The organism is Sphingomonas sp. PP-CE-3A-406 (assembly GCF_003688625.1).
Classification (GTDB): domain Bacteria; phylum Pseudomonadota; class Alphaproteobacteria; order Sphingomonadales; family Sphingomonadaceae; genus Sphingomonas.
Genome location: NZ_RCWY01000002.1, coordinates 352,833 through 370,190 on the forward strand (window position 1 = coordinate 352,833; position 17,358 = coordinate 370,190).

The 17,358-nt window shown below is 65.9% G+C and carries 16 protein-coding genes; 9 read left to right on the forward strand and 7 right to left on the reverse strand.

All coding sequences use genetic code 11. The annotated features are described in order from the left end of the window. The first annotated feature begins 31 nt into the window (after positions 1-31). The gene (locus C8J44_RS08095) at positions 32-1,276 is read left to right on the forward strand and encodes a TetR/AcrR family transcriptional regulator (RefSeq protein ID WP_121904113.1); all 1,245 of its coding nucleotides are present in this window, start codon (positions 32-34) and stop codon (positions 1,274-1,276) included. Positions 1,277-1,378: 102 nt separating this feature from the next. Further along, positions 1,379-1,783, forward strand: a complete 405-nt coding sequence (locus C8J44_RS08100) for a hypothetical protein (RefSeq protein ID WP_121904114.1) — start codon at positions 1,379-1,381, stop codon at positions 1,781-1,783. Positions 1,784-1,794: 11 nt separating this feature from the next. On the opposite strand, the gene C8J44_RS08105 is transcribed toward C8J44_RS08100, so the two are convergent. The 3 genes from C8J44_RS08105 to C8J44_RS08115 all read right to left on the reverse strand — a co-directional run bounded on the left by C8J44_RS08105 (position 1,795) and on the right by C8J44_RS08115 (position 5,050). Then, complete coding sequence (locus C8J44_RS08105; RefSeq protein WP_121904115.1) at positions 1,795-3,096, reverse strand: MFS transporter; 1,302 nt, start codon at positions 3,094-3,096, stop codon at positions 1,795-1,797. Between the two features lie 392 nt (positions 3,097-3,488). Then, positions 3,489-4,235, reverse strand: coding sequence for a hypothetical protein (locus C8J44_RS08110; RefSeq protein WP_147453160.1), 747 nt, complete (start codon positions 4,233-4,235; stop codon positions 3,489-3,491). Positions 4,236-4,342: 107 nt separating this feature from the next. Further along, on the reverse strand, positions 4,343-5,050 hold the full coding sequence (locus C8J44_RS08115; RefSeq protein ID WP_121904117.1) for a glutathione S-transferase family protein: 708 nt from the start codon (positions 5,048-5,050) through the stop codon (positions 4,343-4,345). Between C8J44_RS08115 and C8J44_RS08120 the strand changes: the two genes are divergently transcribed. The 5 genes from C8J44_RS08120 (at position 5,031) to C8J44_RS08140 (ending at position 10,317) form a co-directional block, all read left to right on the forward strand. Beyond that, complete coding sequence (locus tag C8J44_RS08120; protein WP_121904118.1) at positions 5,031-6,614, forward strand: class I adenylate-forming enzyme family protein; 1,584 nt, start codon at positions 5,031-5,033, stop codon at positions 6,612-6,614. The genes C8J44_RS08115 and C8J44_RS08120 overlap by 20 nt on opposite strands. Positions 6,615-6,704: 90 nt before the next feature. After that, complete coding sequence (locus tag C8J44_RS08125) at positions 6,705-7,481, forward strand: thioesterase family protein (RefSeq protein ID WP_121904119.1); 777 nt, start codon at positions 6,705-6,707, stop codon at positions 7,479-7,481. Between the two features lie 110 nt (positions 7,482-7,591). Then, positions 7,592-8,116 (forward strand): EF-hand domain-containing protein, encoded by a 525-nt coding sequence (locus C8J44_RS08130; RefSeq protein ID WP_121904120.1) that lies wholly within the window; start codon positions 7,592-7,594, stop codon positions 8,114-8,116. A 69-nt stretch (positions 8,117-8,185) separates the two neighbouring features. Beyond that, complete coding sequence (locus C8J44_RS08135) at positions 8,186-8,905, forward strand: response regulator (protein ID WP_056051122.1); 720 nt, start codon at positions 8,186-8,188, stop codon at positions 8,903-8,905. 38 nt (positions 8,906-8,943) lie between these two features. Beyond that, the gene (locus C8J44_RS08140; protein WP_259466774.1) at positions 8,944-10,317 is read left to right on the forward strand and encodes a HAMP domain-containing sensor histidine kinase; all 1,374 of its coding nucleotides are present in this window, start codon (positions 8,944-8,946) and stop codon (positions 10,315-10,317) included. 121 nt (positions 10,318-10,438) lie between these two features. Here C8J44_RS08140 and C8J44_RS08145 read toward each other — a convergent pair whose 3' ends face one another. From C8J44_RS08145 to C8J44_RS08155, 3 genes are all read right to left on the reverse strand, one after another. After that, positions 10,439-11,734, reverse strand: a complete 1,296-nt coding sequence (locus C8J44_RS08145) for an MFS transporter (RefSeq protein WP_121904121.1) — start codon at positions 11,732-11,734, stop codon at positions 10,439-10,441. Further along, positions 11,734-13,875: a M3 family metallopeptidase gene (locus C8J44_RS08150; RefSeq protein ID WP_121904122.1), complete on the reverse strand. Its 2,142-nt coding sequence runs from the start codon at positions 13,873-13,875 to the stop codon at positions 11,734-11,736. Before C8J44_RS08150 ends, C8J44_RS08145 begins: the two co-directional genes overlap by 1 nt. 107 nt (positions 13,876-13,982) lie before the next feature. Further along, the gene (locus tag C8J44_RS08155; RefSeq protein WP_056051132.1) at positions 13,983-14,702 is read right to left on the reverse strand and encodes a Crp/Fnr family transcriptional regulator; all 720 of its coding nucleotides are present in this window, start codon (positions 14,700-14,702) and stop codon (positions 13,983-13,985) included. 146 nt (positions 14,703-14,848) lie between these two features. Here C8J44_RS08155 and gntA point away from each other — a divergent pair, with 146 nt between their 5' ends. Continuing rightward, positions 14,849-15,535: a guanitoxin biosynthesis heme-dependent pre-guanitoxin N-hydroxylase GntA gene (gntA, locus tag C8J44_RS08160; RefSeq protein WP_121904123.1), complete on the forward strand. Its 687-nt coding sequence runs from the start codon at positions 14,849-14,851 to the stop codon at positions 15,533-15,535. Next, positions 15,528-16,115, forward strand: a complete 588-nt coding sequence (locus C8J44_RS08165; RefSeq protein WP_056051138.1) for a DUF1989 domain-containing protein — start codon at positions 15,528-15,530, stop codon at positions 16,113-16,115. Before gntA ends, C8J44_RS08165 begins: the two co-directional genes overlap by 8 nt. Before the next feature lie 5 nt (positions 16,116-16,120). Here C8J44_RS08165 and C8J44_RS08170 read toward each other — a convergent pair whose 3' ends face one another. Beyond that, complete coding sequence (locus C8J44_RS08170; RefSeq protein WP_121904124.1) at positions 16,121-17,287, reverse strand: alpha-hydroxy-acid oxidizing protein; 1,167 nt, start codon at positions 17,285-17,287, stop codon at positions 16,121-16,123. Between the last annotated feature and the right edge of the window lie 71 nt (positions 17,288-17,358).

The window sequence follows — 17,358 nt, forward strand, 5'->3', positions numbered from 1 at the left end:
ATCTTCAAATCGAAGCTGTTAGGGTGTTTCGATGAAGGTTCCCGCAGAGGCCAGCGACGAGAGCGAACAGGGCACCAAGCGCTTCCGTGCGAAGCGTGACGCGATCCTCGCCGCGGCGGCAGAAGCGATCAACGAGCAGAGTGCCAAGGGCATGACGTTCGCGGACGTCGCGCGGCGCGTCGGGCTCAACACGACGAGCGTTACCTATTATTTCAAGCGCAAGGAAGACCTCGCGGCGGCCGCATTCGAGAACACGCTCGAATCGCTGATCGCGATGCTCGACGTCGCGGCGGAAGAAGCGACGCCGGAGGACCGTGTTCGGCGCTATCTCGCGCTCAACATGGACCGGCTCGGGCGGATTCAGCGCGGCGAGGAGAAGGCGTTCGCGGTCCTGTCGGATCTGCGCGCCACCGAGGAGCCGATGCGCGGCCGGCTGATGGCGGGCTGGCGCGAGGTGTTTCGCCGCACCCGCCTGTTGTGGGGGCCGACTTCGTCGCGCGCGCAGACCGATCTCAACGGCGCACGCGCGCACGTGCTTCTGGAAAACACCTTCTGGCTGCCGATCTGGCTGACGCGGTACGAGCCTGACCAGTACGGCCGGGTCGAGGAACGGCTGATGGACGTGTTCGCACACGGCATCGCGGGCAAGGACGCCAAATGGTCCCCTACCCTGCTCGATCTCAGCCATGACGAGGCGGAGCCGGGACGCGAGGCGTTCCTGCTCGCCGCGACGCGCCTGATCAACGAGCTCGGCTATCGCGGCGCATCGGTGCAGAAGATCGCGTCCGAGCTGAACGTCACCAAGGGCAGCTTCTACCACCATCTCGATGCGAAGGACGACCTCGTCATCGCGTGCTACCGGCGCAGCTTCGACACGATCGCCGATGCGCAGAGCCGCGGCGAGGCCGAGGGCGGGAGCTATTGGCACAAGCTGTCGAGCACCGTTGCGACGTTGCTCGACGTGCAGTTCGCCGAGCGCGGGCCGCTGCTGCGTACCACCGCCCTGAGCGGCCTGCCGGTCGGCGTGCGCAACGCGATGGTCGATCGCTCGAACGGCATCGCGCGTCGCTATGCCGGCATGATGATGGACGGGATCGGCGAAGGCTCGATCCGCGCGGTCGATGCGCTGATCGCGGCGCAGGCGTTGATGGCGCTCCAGAACGCCGCGTTCGACATGCGCAAATGGGCGTCGACGATGCCACGCGAGCGGGCGATCGCGATGTACGCCTCCACGCTTATGTTCGGGCTGTTCGACGACCGGATGGCGAAGGGCTGATCCGCACGGCGTCACAGGCGCGGCGACAATCGCACTCGTAACGGTTTGGTTACGCGCCGTTAACGCCGAGCGGCCGATCCCGACACCTCCACGGAGGGCGTCATGCACACGATCACGACCGATCTCGACACCGGCATCATCGAGGTCGAGGCGTCCGGATTCTGGACGATCCCGCATGTCGAGGGCTTCCTCCGTGATCTGAACGGCGAGGCACGGCGCGTGCTGGCGACCGGCAAGCGTCACATGCTGCTGGGCAATTTCTCGCGGTCCGCGATCCAGCCCCAGGAGGTGGTGGCGATGCTCCAGCGCGTGGCTCTGACCATCCCGCTGAAATCGCGGAAAGTCGCCTTGTTCACCGACGGCAAGCTCGCGCGGCTGCAGGTGAAGCGGATCGTCGCGGTGCGCGACGACATGGCGGTGTTCGATGACCGGACAAGCGCGATGACATGGCTGTTGGCGGATGCGTTGGCTCACCCTGCCGCGGCCGCCGCCTCCCCGCCGGCCTGACGACGAGGCGGTTACCTCGCAGCATCCTCCGCGCGCTTCAGCAGAACCCCGGCGCGCCAATAGTGGAACAGCGCCCACGGCGTCATCAGCACGATGATGATCAGCGCATACCGCAGCGAATCCTCGCCAAACCCGGGTTTCAGCAGATCGCTGAGCCAGCCGACCAGCGTCGGCCCGAGTCCCAGCCCGACCAGATTGATCACCAACAGCGTGATCGCCGCCCACATCGCACGGATCTGCAACGGCGCGAGGTGCTGGATCAGCGCGAAGCTCGGCCCGAGATACGAGTTCGCGAAAATCAACGACACGAAATAGCTGCCGATTGCGATCACCGGCGCGTCGATCAGGTAGAAGGCGAGCGCGAACGGGAGCGACAGGCCCTTCATCACCAGCACCACCCAGGCCTGGACGTGGAGTCCGTGACGCCTGGCGAGCACGTCGGCGATCTTGCCGCCCGCCAGCGCCGAGACCGCACCGAACAGCGCCCCCGGCAGCGCGATATACCGCGAGATGTCAAGCATCGAGATGCCAAGCGATCGCTGGATGTAGCTCGGCCCCCAGCCGGTCAGCGCGTAACCGATCATCGACGTGAGCGTCACGCCGACCACCAGATGCCGCGCCGGGGCACTTGCCCACATCGACGCGAACCCTTGCGCGACGCTCGGCATCGGTGTTGCCACCGCGCGGGCAGCGTCGGACAGGCCGCGGCGCGGCTCGACCATGAACAGGCGGACGAGCAGCGCCAGCACAATCCCCGGCAAGCCAACGGTCATCATCGCGATCCGCCAGCCGTACGAGTGAGCGACAACGCCGCCGATCAGCGTGCCGAAGCCTGCGCCGAGCACCACACCGAGCGAATACACCGCCATCGCACTCGCACGTTTCTCGGGCGGATAGAGGTCGGCGATGATCGAATGGCTGGGCGGGCTCGACCCCGCCTCGCCGATACCGACGCCGATCCGGAAGAGCATCAGCTGCGTGAAGTTTTGCGCGAGCCCGCACAGCGCGGTCATCGCGCTCCAGATCGTCAGGCTGGCGGCGATGATGTTGCGGCGGCTGGTCCGGTCCGCGAGTCGCGCAACCGGAATGCCGAGCGTCGCATAGAAGATCGCGAAGACGAGTCCGGACAGCAACCCGAGCTGCGTATCGGTCAGCAGCAGGTCCGCCTTGATCCGCTCGAGCAGGATCGCGAGGATCTGGCGGTCCATGTAACTGAAGAAATAGGTGAAGGTGAGCAGCGCGAGCGTCAGGCCCCGTCGCTTCATCGCCAACGCGTCGGCGATCTCGGGATGGGACTGATACGCTACTGCCATTACGATACCTCGACATCGAATATTGCCCGAGGCTAAGGCATTGGTCGCGTACCAGACAAGCTAAACCTGCATCATGGCGTGGCTAGCGACCACCACGGCACGCGCAAAATGGGCTGAAGCACGGGCCGCTGGCGGGGGTTTTGACGCGTCTGCTCGAAACGATGGGATACGAAGAAGGACGGCGGAAGATGCGACCTCCGTGGGTCGCTCTTCCGCCTTATCCCCTCTCCAACCTCGTGGCCGGGCTCGTCGGTCCATCGACGATGGAGCGGACCGTCCGGGCAATCTGAATACCGGGTATGCAGCTCCCTCGCACAGAAAACCGGGATTGCAAAGGGTCTTTTCGCACAAGGGCCAGACCGATCGCATCGTGCCGGACGCCTGCCGGCTCGTCAGTCGCTGATCGTCCACCCCAGACGCGGATCACCGCCACGGACGGGTTGCGCGGCAGCGAGACGCTGCGCCAAGGTTCCATAGGCGACGTAGGCGGGCGCGACCTTAGGAGCAGCATCCCCAAATAGCGGTCCGTTCGCCCCCACCCGCTCGAACATGGCGTTGCGCATAGCGGGCGTCGTGACGGGCGGAACGAACCGCGCCATCCGAACGGTAGGGCGGGCGATCGGAGTCGCGGCGCCGGTAAAGGCGGTGAACTCGCGGCCCTCCTCGAAGATCGCGTGATGACCCGTGACGAAGGCGCCGGCGACGACGCCGCCAATCAGGATCGTACCGATCGTCTCGCCGGTCCGGCCGTCGCCTGCGGCGTGATAGCGACCGACCACCGGGACCATGCGTCCCCCGACGTCGACCGACCTTAGCTCGATGTCGACCTTGCCCGATTTGCCGAACGCGCCCTTGCCGGTGCGATAGGTCACGGCGCCCGTTCCCGCGGTGCCGCGTGGGATCACCACCAGACCGTCGACGATGACATCGCGCGCCACCGAGACGGCGACCGGCTGGCCGACACGGGCGCGGTCGGAGCCGATTTCCTCGTCCAGCCGCAACATCATCTCGGTATGCGCGGGCACGACGATCTGTGAAACCGGGGCGACCGTCACAGACGCGACACCGGGCCGCACATCTTCGGCCAATGCCGCCGTCGGCAGCGCGCAGATCGCTCCCATTAGTAACGCCGCTTTCATCGATGCTCCCCGAACTGTGCAATCAGCCTGCCGAGGGTTTTAGGTCGCGATGACTGCGATCTCGTCAAACGAGTTGGTTAATCCAGCCTGTTCGCATCAAGATAGCTCTACGCACTCGCACTGGGGCGCGCCGACGCACGCGCATGCCAGACCTTCAGGTGCGCCAGATCGTCGGGCATTGCGATGCCGACGAACTTGGCGAAGTCGATCGTCGTGAGCAGAACGATGTCGGCGATCGTATAGCGTTCGCCATCGAGCCAGTCGCGACCGTCGAGCGCGTGATCGAATTCCGCCATCGCCGCGAGCACGCGCGGGCGCTGGCTCTCGCCGAACTCGGTATATTGCGGCTGGACGACCCGCGCGGTCCAGGGATGCGTGTGCAGCCAGACCATCGACAGCGGAGTCATCAGCCGGAGTTCGATCCGCCGCGTCCACATGTCGATCTCGGCGATGTTGTGCGCGCCGTGGCCGAACAACGGGGGATCGGGATGCAACAGTTCAAAATAACGGCAGATCGCAACGCTTTCGGTCAGTACCCGACCATCGTCGAACGCGAGCGCGGGCGTCTGGCCGAGCGCATTGACCGACAGGAACGCTTCCGCCTTGTGCTCGGCCTTGGGGATCGAGATCTGCGCCATCGGTACGCGGATATGCTTTTCAGCCAGAAATATGCGGACGCGGCGCGGATTGGGCGCTGGCAGCGCGCTATCGTAGAACAGCAACGGCGTCTCCTCGAGTCCGGTTTTCGAATATACCGTATGGCATTGCCGAACGCGTTCGCCTAGCGATGCGCGGATGACAACCGCCGCAGACATGCTCGCCACCGGCTTTGCCACCCTGCCCGATCTGATCCGTGCGCATGCGCTCGAACGCGGCGATCGTACCGCCGTCGCCGATGCGCAGGGCAGCATCGACTATCGGACGCTGGACGCGATGATGGACCGGGTCGCGGCGGCGTTGCAGCGTGATGGGATGGCGCCGGGGACCGCGGTGGCGATCGTCGCGGCGCCGACGACGGAGTATGCGGCGGTATTCCTTGGTGCGGTACGTGCGGGGTGTGTCGCGACGCCGATCGCGCCATCGGCGACGCCGGCGGCGATCGCGGCGATGATTGCAGACAGTGGTGCGCCGCTGGTGTTCCTCGATGCGGAGAATGCGCGGGCGTTGGAAGGGCAAATGCTGGCAGCCCGCCCCGTCTTGTTCTCCCGCGAAGGCGGGAGCCCAGTCTGGGCTCCCGCCTTCGCGGGAGAACAATCTTTTGATGCGTGGCTCACTCCTCCAGAGATCAAGCCAACCCCCGTCATGATCGCGCCCGAAGACCCGTTCAACATCATCTATTCCTCCGGCACCACCGGCACGCCGAAGGGCATCGTCCAGAGCCACGCGATGCGCTGGGCGCATATCTCGCGCAATACCGCCGCCGGGTTCGACACCGCCGTGACGATGATCGCCACCCCGCTCTATTCGAACACTACCTTGGTCAGCTTCCTGCCAACGCTCGGCTGGGGCGGTACCGTCGTGCTGATGGGCAAGTTCGACGCGCGCGCCTATCTCGAACTCGCGCAGCGTTACCATGCGACGCATACGATGCTGGTCCCGGTACAATATCAGCGGATCATGGCGCTCCCCGATTTCGACGCCTTCGACCTGTCGACGTTTCGTTTCAAGACCAGCACCAGCGCGCCGTTCTCCGCGACGCTGAAGGCCGACGTCGTCGCGCGCTGGCCGGGCGTACTCGTCGAATTCTACGGCATGACCGAGGGCGGCGCGAGCTGCGCGCTGAACGCGACCGCCAATCCGACCAAGCTGCACACCGTCGGCCAGCCGATGCCGGGCCACGAGATCCGCCTGATCGACGACGACGGCAGCGAGGTCGCGCCAGGCGAAATGGGCGAGGTCGTCGGCCGCAGCCCGGCGATGATGAACGGCTATCACGGCCGCTCGGAGGCGACGCGCGACGCCGAATGGCATGACGCGGACGGCAACCGCTACATCCGCCACGGCGATGTCGCGCGGTTCGACGAGGACGGGTTTCTCACGCTGATGGACCGGAAGAAGGACCTGATCATCTCGGGCGGGTTCAACATCTATCCGTCGGACCTGGAGGCGGTGCTCGCCCAGCATCCCGCGGTGGCGGACTGCGCGGTAATCGGGGTGCCGTCGGAGGCTTGGGGCGAAACGCCGGTGGGGTTCTACGTGGCCCGAGCTGGCGCGGCTGAGGACGAAACGACGATCCTCGCTTGGGTCAACGGTCAACTCGGCAAGACGCAGCGGCTGTCCGCGCTCCACGTTGCGGACGAACTACCCCGCAGTGCGATCGGCAAAGTCCTGAAGCGCGAGCTCCGCGACCGGCTGGCCGCCTCCCTCCCGTCATCCTGACGAACGTCAGGATCCAGAGCCACGAATGCTGCGATGCTTGGCTCCGGATCCTGGGTCGAGCCCAGGATGACGAAGACTGAAAGGATTACAGTGACCAGTCTCAAACAGGCGATCGACGCGCTCGAGCCGATCGAGGGCGGCTGGCGCGGCACCGTGCCGGAGAACTGGACGCAAGGCCGCACGGCCTATGGCGGCTTCTCCGCGGCGCTGGCGCTCCACGCCGCGCAGAAATCCGACGTCGACCTGCCGCCGTTGCGGTCGGCGCAGGTGTCGTTCATCGGGCCGCTGTCGGGCGATATCACGATCCGGGCGCAGCGGTTGCGGCGCGGGCGCAACGCGGCGTTCGTCCAGGCCGATGTCGAGAGCGAGGCAGGGCTCGGGTTGCGCGCGACGTTCGTGTTCATGCGCGCGGTGGAGTCGCGCGTCGATCACCAGACTGGCAGCGCGCCCGACTTCCCGATGCCGGAGCCTGACACGCAGACCTTCCGCGGCCACAGCGCGGTCGCGTTCTCGCGCAATTTCGACCTGCTCGATCGTCGCGACGACAGCGTCGGGCCCGCCGAGTGGCTCCGCTGGGCGCGGCTGGTCGAGCGCGAGGGGCTCGATCCGATGGTCGAGCTGATCGCGATCGCGGACTGCCTGCCGCCTGCCGCGTTGAAGCTGCTCGGCGGCCCCGCCCCGCTCAGTTCGATGACGTGGCTCCTCAACATCCTCGGGCCGCAGCCGGTGACGCAGGACGGCTGGTGGCTGCTCCGCGCGACCACCGATTACACGCGTCAGGGCAGTTCGAGCCAACAGATGGCGATCTGGAACGCCGACGGCACGCCGGTCGCGGAACAGATGCAGAGCGTCGCGATCTTCGCCTGATATCCGGCACATCTTGCGACACATTGGCCGCCCGACGGCAAAACCCTGCGACAACCGGGGTTTAGACCGACGGCATTCGATGGGAACTTCCCCCACAGCCGGAGTCCGACATGCGCAAGACCGTCCTCACCCTGATGCTCGCCGCCAGCGCGATCACGTCCGCCGCCAGCGCCCAGACCGCCCCCGCCCCTTCGCGCCCGCCGATGCGGCAGGATGCGAACCACGACGGCATCGCCACACGCGCGGAAGCGATCGCGCAGGCCGACGCGCGGTTCGCGCAGATGGACACCGACCATGACGGCCGGGTGAGCGGTGGCGAGATGCAGGCCTATCGTGCGGCGCTGCACGACCGGATGGTAGCCAGCGGTCGCGACGTGCCCGCGCCAGGCGGTCGCAAGCATGACGGAATGGGTCGGCGGATGGATCCGAACGGCGACGGCAGCGTCACCCGCGAGGAGTTCGAAGCGCGCGCGCTCAAGCGCTTCGACCGGATCGACGCCAATCACGACGGCACGATCGACGCGACAGAGCGCGCCAACGCCGCCGAGATGCGCCACGTCGACCGCCGCGAACGTCGCGAGGGCGTCACCCCGGCCGCGCCAGCAACCGCACCCTCGCCCGCACCCGCGCAATAATTCGGAAAGGGGGGAGGCATCGGGTCCCGGTGCTTCCCCTGGACAGCTGCCATGCTAGACACTGCCCCGATGGGAGATATGCCGCATCTGCTGCTCGTCGACGACGAGCGCTCGATCCGCGAGCCGCTGGCCGCGTACCTCACCAAACAGGGGTTTCGCGTCACGCAGGCGGGCGATGCGGAGAGCGCGCGGACGCGGCTGACGGCGTATGCGATCGATCTCGTCATCCTCGACATCATGATGCCGGGCGAGGACGGGCTGTCGCTGTGCCGCCATATCGCCGCGACCAGCGACGTGCCGGTGATCCTGCTGACCGCGCGCACCGAGGAGACCGACCGGATCATCGGGCTCGAAATGGGCGCGGACGATTACGTGGTGAAGCCGTTCTCGCCGCGTGAGCTGGCGACGCGGGTCAAGGTCATCCTGCGGCGTGCGACCGCGGGCGGTGCGCGCCAGCACGCGCCCGAGGCGAACGCCTATGCCTTTGCCGGCTGGGTGCTGAAATCGGGCGAACGCGCGCTGGTCGACCGCGAGGGCGTGTCGGTGCCACTGTCGACGGGCGAGTATAATCTGCTGCTGGCGCTCGTCACGCGGCCACGCCAAGTGCTGACCCGCGACCAGTTGCTCGACCTGACTCAGGGACGCGAGGCCGCGGCGTTCGATCGCGCGGTCGACAACCAGGTCAGCCGGTTGCGGCGCAAGATCGAGACCGATGCCAAGACGCCCGAGTTGATCAAGACGGTCTGGGGTGGCGGCTATACGCTGGCCGCCGAAGTGACCCGTCTGTGATCGCCCGCCTGTGATTACCCGCCCGTGATCCTACGCTCATGACCCGCCCCTGGCCGCGAAATCTGGCCGGGCAGATGGCGTTGCTGATCGCGCTCGCGCTGTTCGTCGCGCAGGCGATCAACTTCGGTCTGGTCCTGCGCGATCGGATCGAGTTCCGTCTTTCACAGGCGACCCGCCCCGTCGCGACCCGGATCGCCGATGCGCTCGACCGCGAGGCGCATGGCGGGCGTCCCCTGACCGCGGACCGCGGCCGCGTCCGCCGTCTTCCCGCCGATCCGATCCGACGGACCGGAAACGCCGGAAACGAGGGCCATCCCGAAGTCGCCGCCGAACTTCGCCGCCAGCTCGCGGATCAGGGCGTGACGGTCGGGCGGATCGATACCGGGCTTCAGCCCTCGACGCTCGACGACGACAGCGACCGCGATAATCGTCGCCGTGCGGGGATCCGCCGTGGCGAGCGCGATGGCGCCACGCTGTTGATCGCGGTCGAACAGCCCGGCCGCGGCTGGCTGACGATCACCGCGCCGTGGCCGCAACCCGGTGCGCGCCTGCTGTTCGCGTTGCTGAGCCAGACCGCGATCCTCTACATCATCGTCCTGCTGCCGGTGCTGTGGATCGTCCGCCGCTTGTCACGGCCGTTGCGCGACCTGCGCGTTGCGGCAGAGCGGTTCCGACCGGGCGAACCCGGCGCGCCAATGCCGGCGGAAGGGCCCGACGACGTCGCCGCGCTGATCACCGCGTTCAATGCGCTCAGGCTGCGCGTGACGGGCATGCTCGACGAGAAGGACCGCATGCTCGGCGCGATCGGGCATGACCTGCGGACGCCACTCGCCGCGCTGCGCGTGCGGATCGAGTCGGTCGAGGACGATACAGATCGCGCGAAGATGATCGACACGGTGGCGGAAATGAACCGGACGCTCGACGACATCCTGTCGCTGGCGCGGCTGGGACGGCCGAGCGAGCCGCCGACCGATGTCGATCTGGCGGCGCTGGTCGATGCGGTAGTCGAGGATTTTCGCGACATCGGCAGCGAGGTGAGCTTCGTCGAGGCGGACCGCTTGCGGATGCGATTGCGGCCGTCGCTGATGCGCCGCGCGGTGCGCAACCTGATCGAGAATGCGGTGAAGTATGGCGTCTCGGCGGAGGTGCGGGTTGAGGCTGGAGCGCGGTCCGTCGCCATCGTGGTGGCCGATCAAGGCCCGGGCATTCCCGAGGACCGGATGGGCGACGTGTTCGACGCCTTCACGCGGCTTGAGAGCTCGCGCAACCGGGAGACGGGGGGAATCGGGCTGGGGCTGGCGCTGGCCCGCGCGATCGTGCGCGAGGCCGGTGGAGAGATTCGCCTGGTGAACCGTGCGCCGTCAGATCAGGCTGGCGGCGGCCTCGACGCGATCATCGAATTGCCCCGCTAACTTCTTCTGCTCCCTCTCTCCTCCGGGGAGAGGGTCGGGGTGAGGGGCAGCCAAGCAATGCTGCGCCTGGAACAGCCCCTCACCCCAGCCCTCTCCCCGCAGGGGAGAGGGAGCAGTAAGTTCAATCCTCGATGATCTGGCTGTGCGTGCGCGTGTCCTTCATGCGGAGGTACACGATCAGCGACACGCCGATCATCGCGGTCACGTACCAGTAGAAGCCGCGCTCCATGCCCTCGTTCTTGAGCCACAGCGCGACATACTCGGCGGTGCCGCCGAACATCGTGTTCGCCAGCGCGTACGGCAACGCCACGCCCAGCGCGCGGACATGTGCGGGGAACAGTTCCGCCTTCACCACCGCGTTGATTGCGGTGTAGCCCGTCACGATGAACAGCGAGGCCACGACCAGCCCGAACGCCAGATACGGGTTGGTCGCCGTCTCCAGCACGGTGAAGATCGGCACCGTGCACAACACGCCGGCGATGCCGAACCCGACCATCAGCGGTTTACGCCCGATCCGGTCCGACAACGCGCCCGCCGCCGGCTGGAACGCCGCATACAGTGCCAGCGCCGCGGTCATGATCAGCGTCGCGGATTCGCGGCTGAACCCGCTCGTGTTGACCAGGAACTTCTGCATGTACGTGGTGTACGCATAGAAGGCGAGCGTACCGCCCGCGGTCAGCAGCAACACGGTGAACGCCTCGCGCGGGTATTTGCTGAACAGCAGCCACCCGCTCGATTTGGGCGTGCCGTCAGCCTTGGCGTTCTGATAGCTCTCGGTCTCGAGCAGCCCGCGACGAATGCGGAACACGACGAGAGCGAGCACGCCGCCGATCGCGAACGGGATACGCCAGCCCCATGCGTCGAGCTGCGCCGTGTCGAGCGTAGACTGCAGCAGCAGCAACACACCGAGCGCGAGCAACTGCCCCGCGATCAGCGTGACGTACTGGAAGCTGGAGAAGAAGCCGCGCCGCGACTTGCCCGCCATTTCCGACAGGTACACCGCACTGGCACCATATTCGCCGCCGACGCTGAGGCCCTGCATCAGGCGCGCGAGGATCAGCAACGCCGGCGCAATCCAGCCGATCGTCGCGAAGCCCGGCGTGATCGCGATCAGGAACGAGCCCGCGCACATCAGCGTCACCGACAGCGTCAGCCCCGATTTGCGCCCGTGGCGATCGGCATAGATGCCCATCACCCAAGCGCCGATCGGCCGCATCAGGAAGCCGACCGCGAACACCGCGGCGACACTCATCAACTGCGCGGTCGCATTGCCCTTGGGGAAGAACACCGGTGCGAAATACAGCCCGAACGCCGAATAGACGTACCAGTCGAACCATTCGACGAGGTTGCCCGCCGACCCGCCGAGGATCGACTTCAGCCGGTGGTTCTTTTCCGGCGGGAGTGTGCTGCTAGCCATTACTTCGTCCCCTGCGGAGCTTGTGTCGGAAAGCCGCGCTTCTTGAGCAGCGCGTTCACGTCGGGATCACGCCCGCGGAACGCACGATACGCCTCCGCACGATCGGTCTCGTTGCCGGTCGACAGCAGGATCTTCGCGAACCTGTCCGCGGTCGGCTTGTCCCACGGGCTGCCCGCCTCCTCGAATGCCGCGAAGGTGTCGGCGTCCATCGTCTCGGACCAGAGGTAGCTGTAATAGCCCGCCGAATAGCTGTCCGACGCGAACAGGTGCTGGAACTGCGGCACGCGGTGGCGCATCACCAGTTGCTTCGGCATGCCGATCTCGGCGAGCGTCGCGGCCTCGAACTTGTCCGGATCGATCACGCCGTCTGGCACGGTGTGGATCTTCATGTCGACGATCGCCGACGACAGATATTCCGCGGTCTTGAAGCCTTCGTTGAACTTGCTCGACTGCTCGATCTTGTCGAGCAACGCCTGCGGCATCGCCGCCTTGGTCTGGTAATGCCGCGCATATTTGTCGAGCACGTCGCGGGTCAGCAGCCAATGCTCGTTCACCTGGCTCGGATATTCCACGAAGTCGCGCGGCGTGCCCGCGAGCCCCGGATAATAGACGTTCTGGAGCATCGCGTGGATCGCATGGCCGAACTCGTGGAACAGCGTCTGCGCATCGTCGAGGCTGATCAGGATCGGCTCGCCGGGCGCACCTCGTGCGAAATTGTTGTTGTTCGACGACAGCACAAGCTGCGCCGGCGCTAAGCCCCGCTGCCCGCGATACGTGTTCGCCCAAGCGCCCGATCGCTTGCCGGTCCGCGCGAAATCGTCGCGGTAGAACAGCCCGACGTCCTTGCCGGTCTTGTCGGTGACGCTCCACACGCGCATGTTCGGCTCGAACACGGGCACGGTGCCGGTGATCTCTTTGAAGTTCAGCCCGTACAGCCGGTTGGCGGCGTACAGCGAACCCTGGATGATGTTGCCGAGCTCGAAATACGGCTTCAGCTGCGCCTGATCGAGGTCGTACCGGGCTTTACGCACCTTCTCCTGGTAGAAGCGGTAATCCCACGGCTCGATCGTCAGCGAGGTGCCGGCGACCTTCTGCATGTCCGCGACTTCCTCGGCCACGCGCGCCTTGGCGGCGGGCCAGACGCGCATCATCAGGTTCATCGCCGCGGCGGGGGTCTTCGCCATCGTGTCCTGCATCCGCCAGTCGGCATGCGTCTTGAACCCGAGCAGGTGCGCGCGGTCGGCGCGGAGCTTGACGATCTGCGCGATCGTCGCGTTCGTGTCGTTGGCATCGCCATTGTCGCCACGGTTGACGAACGCGCGCCACACCTTCTCACGGAGCGCGCGATCGGTGGCGTAGGTCAGCACGGGATCGACCGCCGACCGCGTGTTGACGATCGCGAAGCCCGGCAGCTTCCGCTCGGTCGCAGCGGCCTTTGCCACTGCCTTCACGCTGTCGGGAAGCCCTGCGAGCTGAGCCTCGTCGGTGACCGAAATGGCTTTGCTCTCGTCGGCCAGCAGCTTCTCGCCGAACGTCGAGAACGCGGTCGCGAGCTGTTGGTTATACTGCGAAAGCTGCGCCTTCTGCGCGTCGGTCAGCTTTGCGCCCTGTCGCACATAGCTGTCGTAGATGCGCGTCACGAGCCGGATCTGCTGCGCATTCAACCCGCTCGAATTGCGGCCTGCGTAGATCGCCTGGATGCGTGCAAACAGCGGCTTGTCGAACGTGATCGCATCCGATGCCGCGGAGAATTTGGGCGACCATTCGCGGTCAAGCTTCTGATACGCTGGCGTGTTCATGTTGCCGGTCATCACGCCGAACAGCGTCATCACCTGACCGTAGCGCTTGCCAGCAAGCTGCATCGGCACGATCGTGTTGGCGAAGGTCGGCTTGGCCGGATTGTCGGCGATCTTGCGGTAGTCCGCGGCGCGTTCGGCCAGCGTCGTCTCGAACGCCTGCGGGAACAGATCGGGGCGAACCTTGTCCCACGGCGGCACCCCGCCCAGCGGACCAGTCCAGTCCGCGAGCAAGGGGTTCGTGGCAGGGGTCGTCGGTGGCTGGGCGGCGGGCGCAAGCTGCGCGACGACGGAGGTAGACGCCATCAGCGCGACGGCACTGGCGGCGAAGTATAGAAACTGCACATGGATCTCCCGGTCGATGTCCCGGGTAGCATAGTGATAAAGTCACAATGCGGAACCCTGCCGCAGGATCGGGCGCGATCTTCGCCGATCCGCGACACTATTCCGGTTCACCCGTCCGTGTGCGTGCCGTATAGATATTGCGGTTCGAACTCCGCCAGCTTGGCAAGTTTCTGCTGGTCGAGAATGCAGACCTGCCCGCCCTTGAACGTCAGCAATTCGCGCTCGCGCAGCACCCGCAGCACGCGGTTGACGTGGACTCCCGTCAACCCCGTCGCCTCCGCCAGATCCGGCTGCGTCATCGGCAGCATGAACTGTCCGTCCTCGGCCATCCCGATCATTTCGAGCCGCGCGTTCAGTTCGCAGAACAGATGCGCGATCCGCCCTTCGGCGCCGAGCCGCCCGAGCCGGAAGATCCACTCGCGGTGCATCGCCGCATCGAGCAGCGTGCTGAACCAGAGCTTTTTCGTCAGGTGCGGATAGCGTTCGGTGATCGTCTGGAGCGTGCGGTGTTCGAAACAGGCGATCTTCACCGGCCCCAGCGTGGCGATGTCGTGATCGAGCCGCTTCATTGGAAACGCGTGGAGGTCGACGAAATCGCCCGGCACATGCACCGCGACCAGCTGACGCTGGCCTTCGCGATCGTCCATATAGCGGCACACGAAGCCCTCGATCAGCAGCGTGCTCGTCTCGATCAGATCGCCCGCGCGGACGATCTGCTTGCGCGCGGGCACCTGCCGCACGGATTCGATACCGTCTTCCAGCACCTGCTTTTCTTCGTTGCTCAGCTCATGGCGGCCGCGCCCCATGAGAAACTTTTCCGAGATCATCGACACCCCTTCACCACCCGGCCTCGTACCGCCCGGCCTCGTACCGCCGTGCGCGATAGAAGAACAGATCGGGATTCGTACTGATCAATATCAAAGGTTATGCCGGATGCGAAACATTGCGGCGGTTCGCGGGTTCCTCCCCGACCATGTACCAGCCAATCTTCCAGAACGATCATCCGCTCGCACGCAAGTTCATCGAAACGGTGCAGGCGCCGCAGTTTCCATGCGTTGGCGCCAAATCGGCGCTCGCCAAGGGACAGATGGATATCCTGGTCGCCCGGGACGTCCGATCTGCTTGGGATGACATGAGAATTTCTCCCGCGCTGGGTGAAACGGTGCGGAAATACCGCGAAGACCGCGCGATCTTCCGGACGCTCATCATCCTGTTCGAGGCGCCCGCCCTGCTGTCCGAAGAAGAGTTCGAGGCACATCTTTGGGCCCGCGCTCAGTCACTTAGCGACAAGGACGAGTGGCTGGGCTACCGCCCCGATCCGTCGGTCAGCAGCGATCCCGAAGACCCGCATTTCTCGCTGAGCTTCGCCGGCGAGGCGTTCTTCGTGATCGGGTTGCACCCTAAGGCCAGCCGTCCGGCGCGCAAGTTCGAGACCCCGGCGATGGTGTTCAACCTGCACGATCAGTTCGAGGTGCTGCGCGACCAGCAGCGTTACGACAAGTTGCGTTCGTCGATCCTCGCGCGTGATTTGGAATATGCCGGCTCGATGAACCCGATGCTGGCGCGCCACGGCGAATCGAGCGAAGCGCGACAATATAGCGGACGCGTCGTCGACGAATCCTGGAAATGCCCTTTCAAGAGAGGCGAAGCCCGTGGCTGACATCAAGACGATCCCGCCGCGCTCGGGGGCAGGGTTCACGCTCGACAAGGGGCAAACTCTGACCGTGATCGATCCGGAAGGCCGCCAGGTGTCGGACTTGCTCGCCTATAACCGCGCGGACGTGCGCGAGGCGATCTCGTCTGGGCGGACGCTCGATTATGCGAGCCGGCTGTACCTGACGACCGGCGACCTGCTCTATTCGAACCGCAGCAACGTGATGCTGGAGATCGTTTCGGACGATGTCGGGCGGCACGACTTTCTACTGACGCCGTGCTCGAAGGAAACGTTCGCGATCATCTATGGCGACACCGATCCGCATCGCGGCTGTTTCGGCAATCTCGCGGAGGCGCTCGCGCCTTGGGACATCGAGCCCGACCAGATCCCGGTCGCCTTCAACTGCTTCATGAACGTGCCGATCAATGGCGAGACGGGCACGTTCACGGTTGAGCCGCCGCTGAGCAAGGCCGGTGACACGATCGTCTTCCGCGCGGCAATGGACCTGGTGATTGGCATGACCGCCTGCTCGGCGCTGCAATCGAACGGCGGCAGTTTCAAGCCGATCCAGTACCGGATCGACTGAGCGGCTCAGCGCGGCTGGCGAACGGCGCCGGCCGCGCGCACGTCGGCGATGCTCGGGTATCCGTTGACCGCCATCAGCAGGTCGGCCTCGGCGAGCAGGCACTTCAGGACATGCGCCGCACCGTCCGCGCCATCGAGCGCCAGACCGTAGGTATAGGGGCGGCCCACCCCGACCGCGGTGGCGCCGAGCGCGAGTGCCTTCACGACATCGGTGCCCGACCGCACGCCCGAATCGAACAGCACCGGCGTCGAGCCCGAGGCAGCGACGACATCGGCGAGCATGTCGATCGCGGCGATCCCGCCATTCGCCTGGCGTCCGCCGTGATTGGAGCAGTAGATCCCGTCCGCGCCCTCTTCGATCGCGCGCCGTGCATCGTCGGGGTGGCAGATGCCCTTCAGCACGATCGGCAATTTGGTAAGCGAGCGCAGCCACGGCATGTCCGCCCAGGTCAGCACGCGCCCGAACGTCGCGGCCCATGCGCCGATCGCCGCCGCCGGATCCTCCTCGGGTGGTTTGGCGAGCAGCTTGCGGAAGGCGGGGTCCGAGAAGTAGTTCATCAGCACATGACCGCGTAGCTGCGGGAAGTTCGCCGCATTCAGGTCGCGCGGCCGCCAGCCTGTCACCCAGGTGTCGAGCGTCACGACGATCGCCTTGTACCCCGCCGCCTCGGCGCGGTGCACGAGGCTCTCGGCGACCCCGACGTCCTTGGGCGTGTAAAGCTGGAAGAAGCCCGGCGTATCGCCCAGCGCCTGCGCCACGGTTTCGAGCGGATCGTTCGACAATGTCGACGCCATCAGCGGCACGCCGGTCGTCGCCGAGGCGCGCGCGGCCGCCAGATCGCCGTGCTGATCCTGCGTGCAGATGCCGTTGATCCCGACCGGAGCCATGAACAGCGGCGTCGGCAGCGTCATCCCGAACAGCTCGACCGACAGATCACGCGTCCGGCAATCGACCATCATCCGCGGTACGAGACCCCAATGACTGAAGGCGCGCGCATTCTCGTCCTGCGTGAACTCGTCGCCACATCCACCCTGGAGATACGACAGCACCGCGGGCGGCAGCGCAGCACTCGCGCGCCGTTCGAGCGTTGCGAAATCGACCGGCAGCTTCGGCACGACACCGCGCAGACCCGCGCCATAGATCGCGTTCTGGAAATCACCGTACTGCGCCATCGGACCCTCTCGCGTTTCTCGTTACGGCGATCGTGCAGGAGCGGAGCCGCGCGGGCAAGCGGCGGAATACC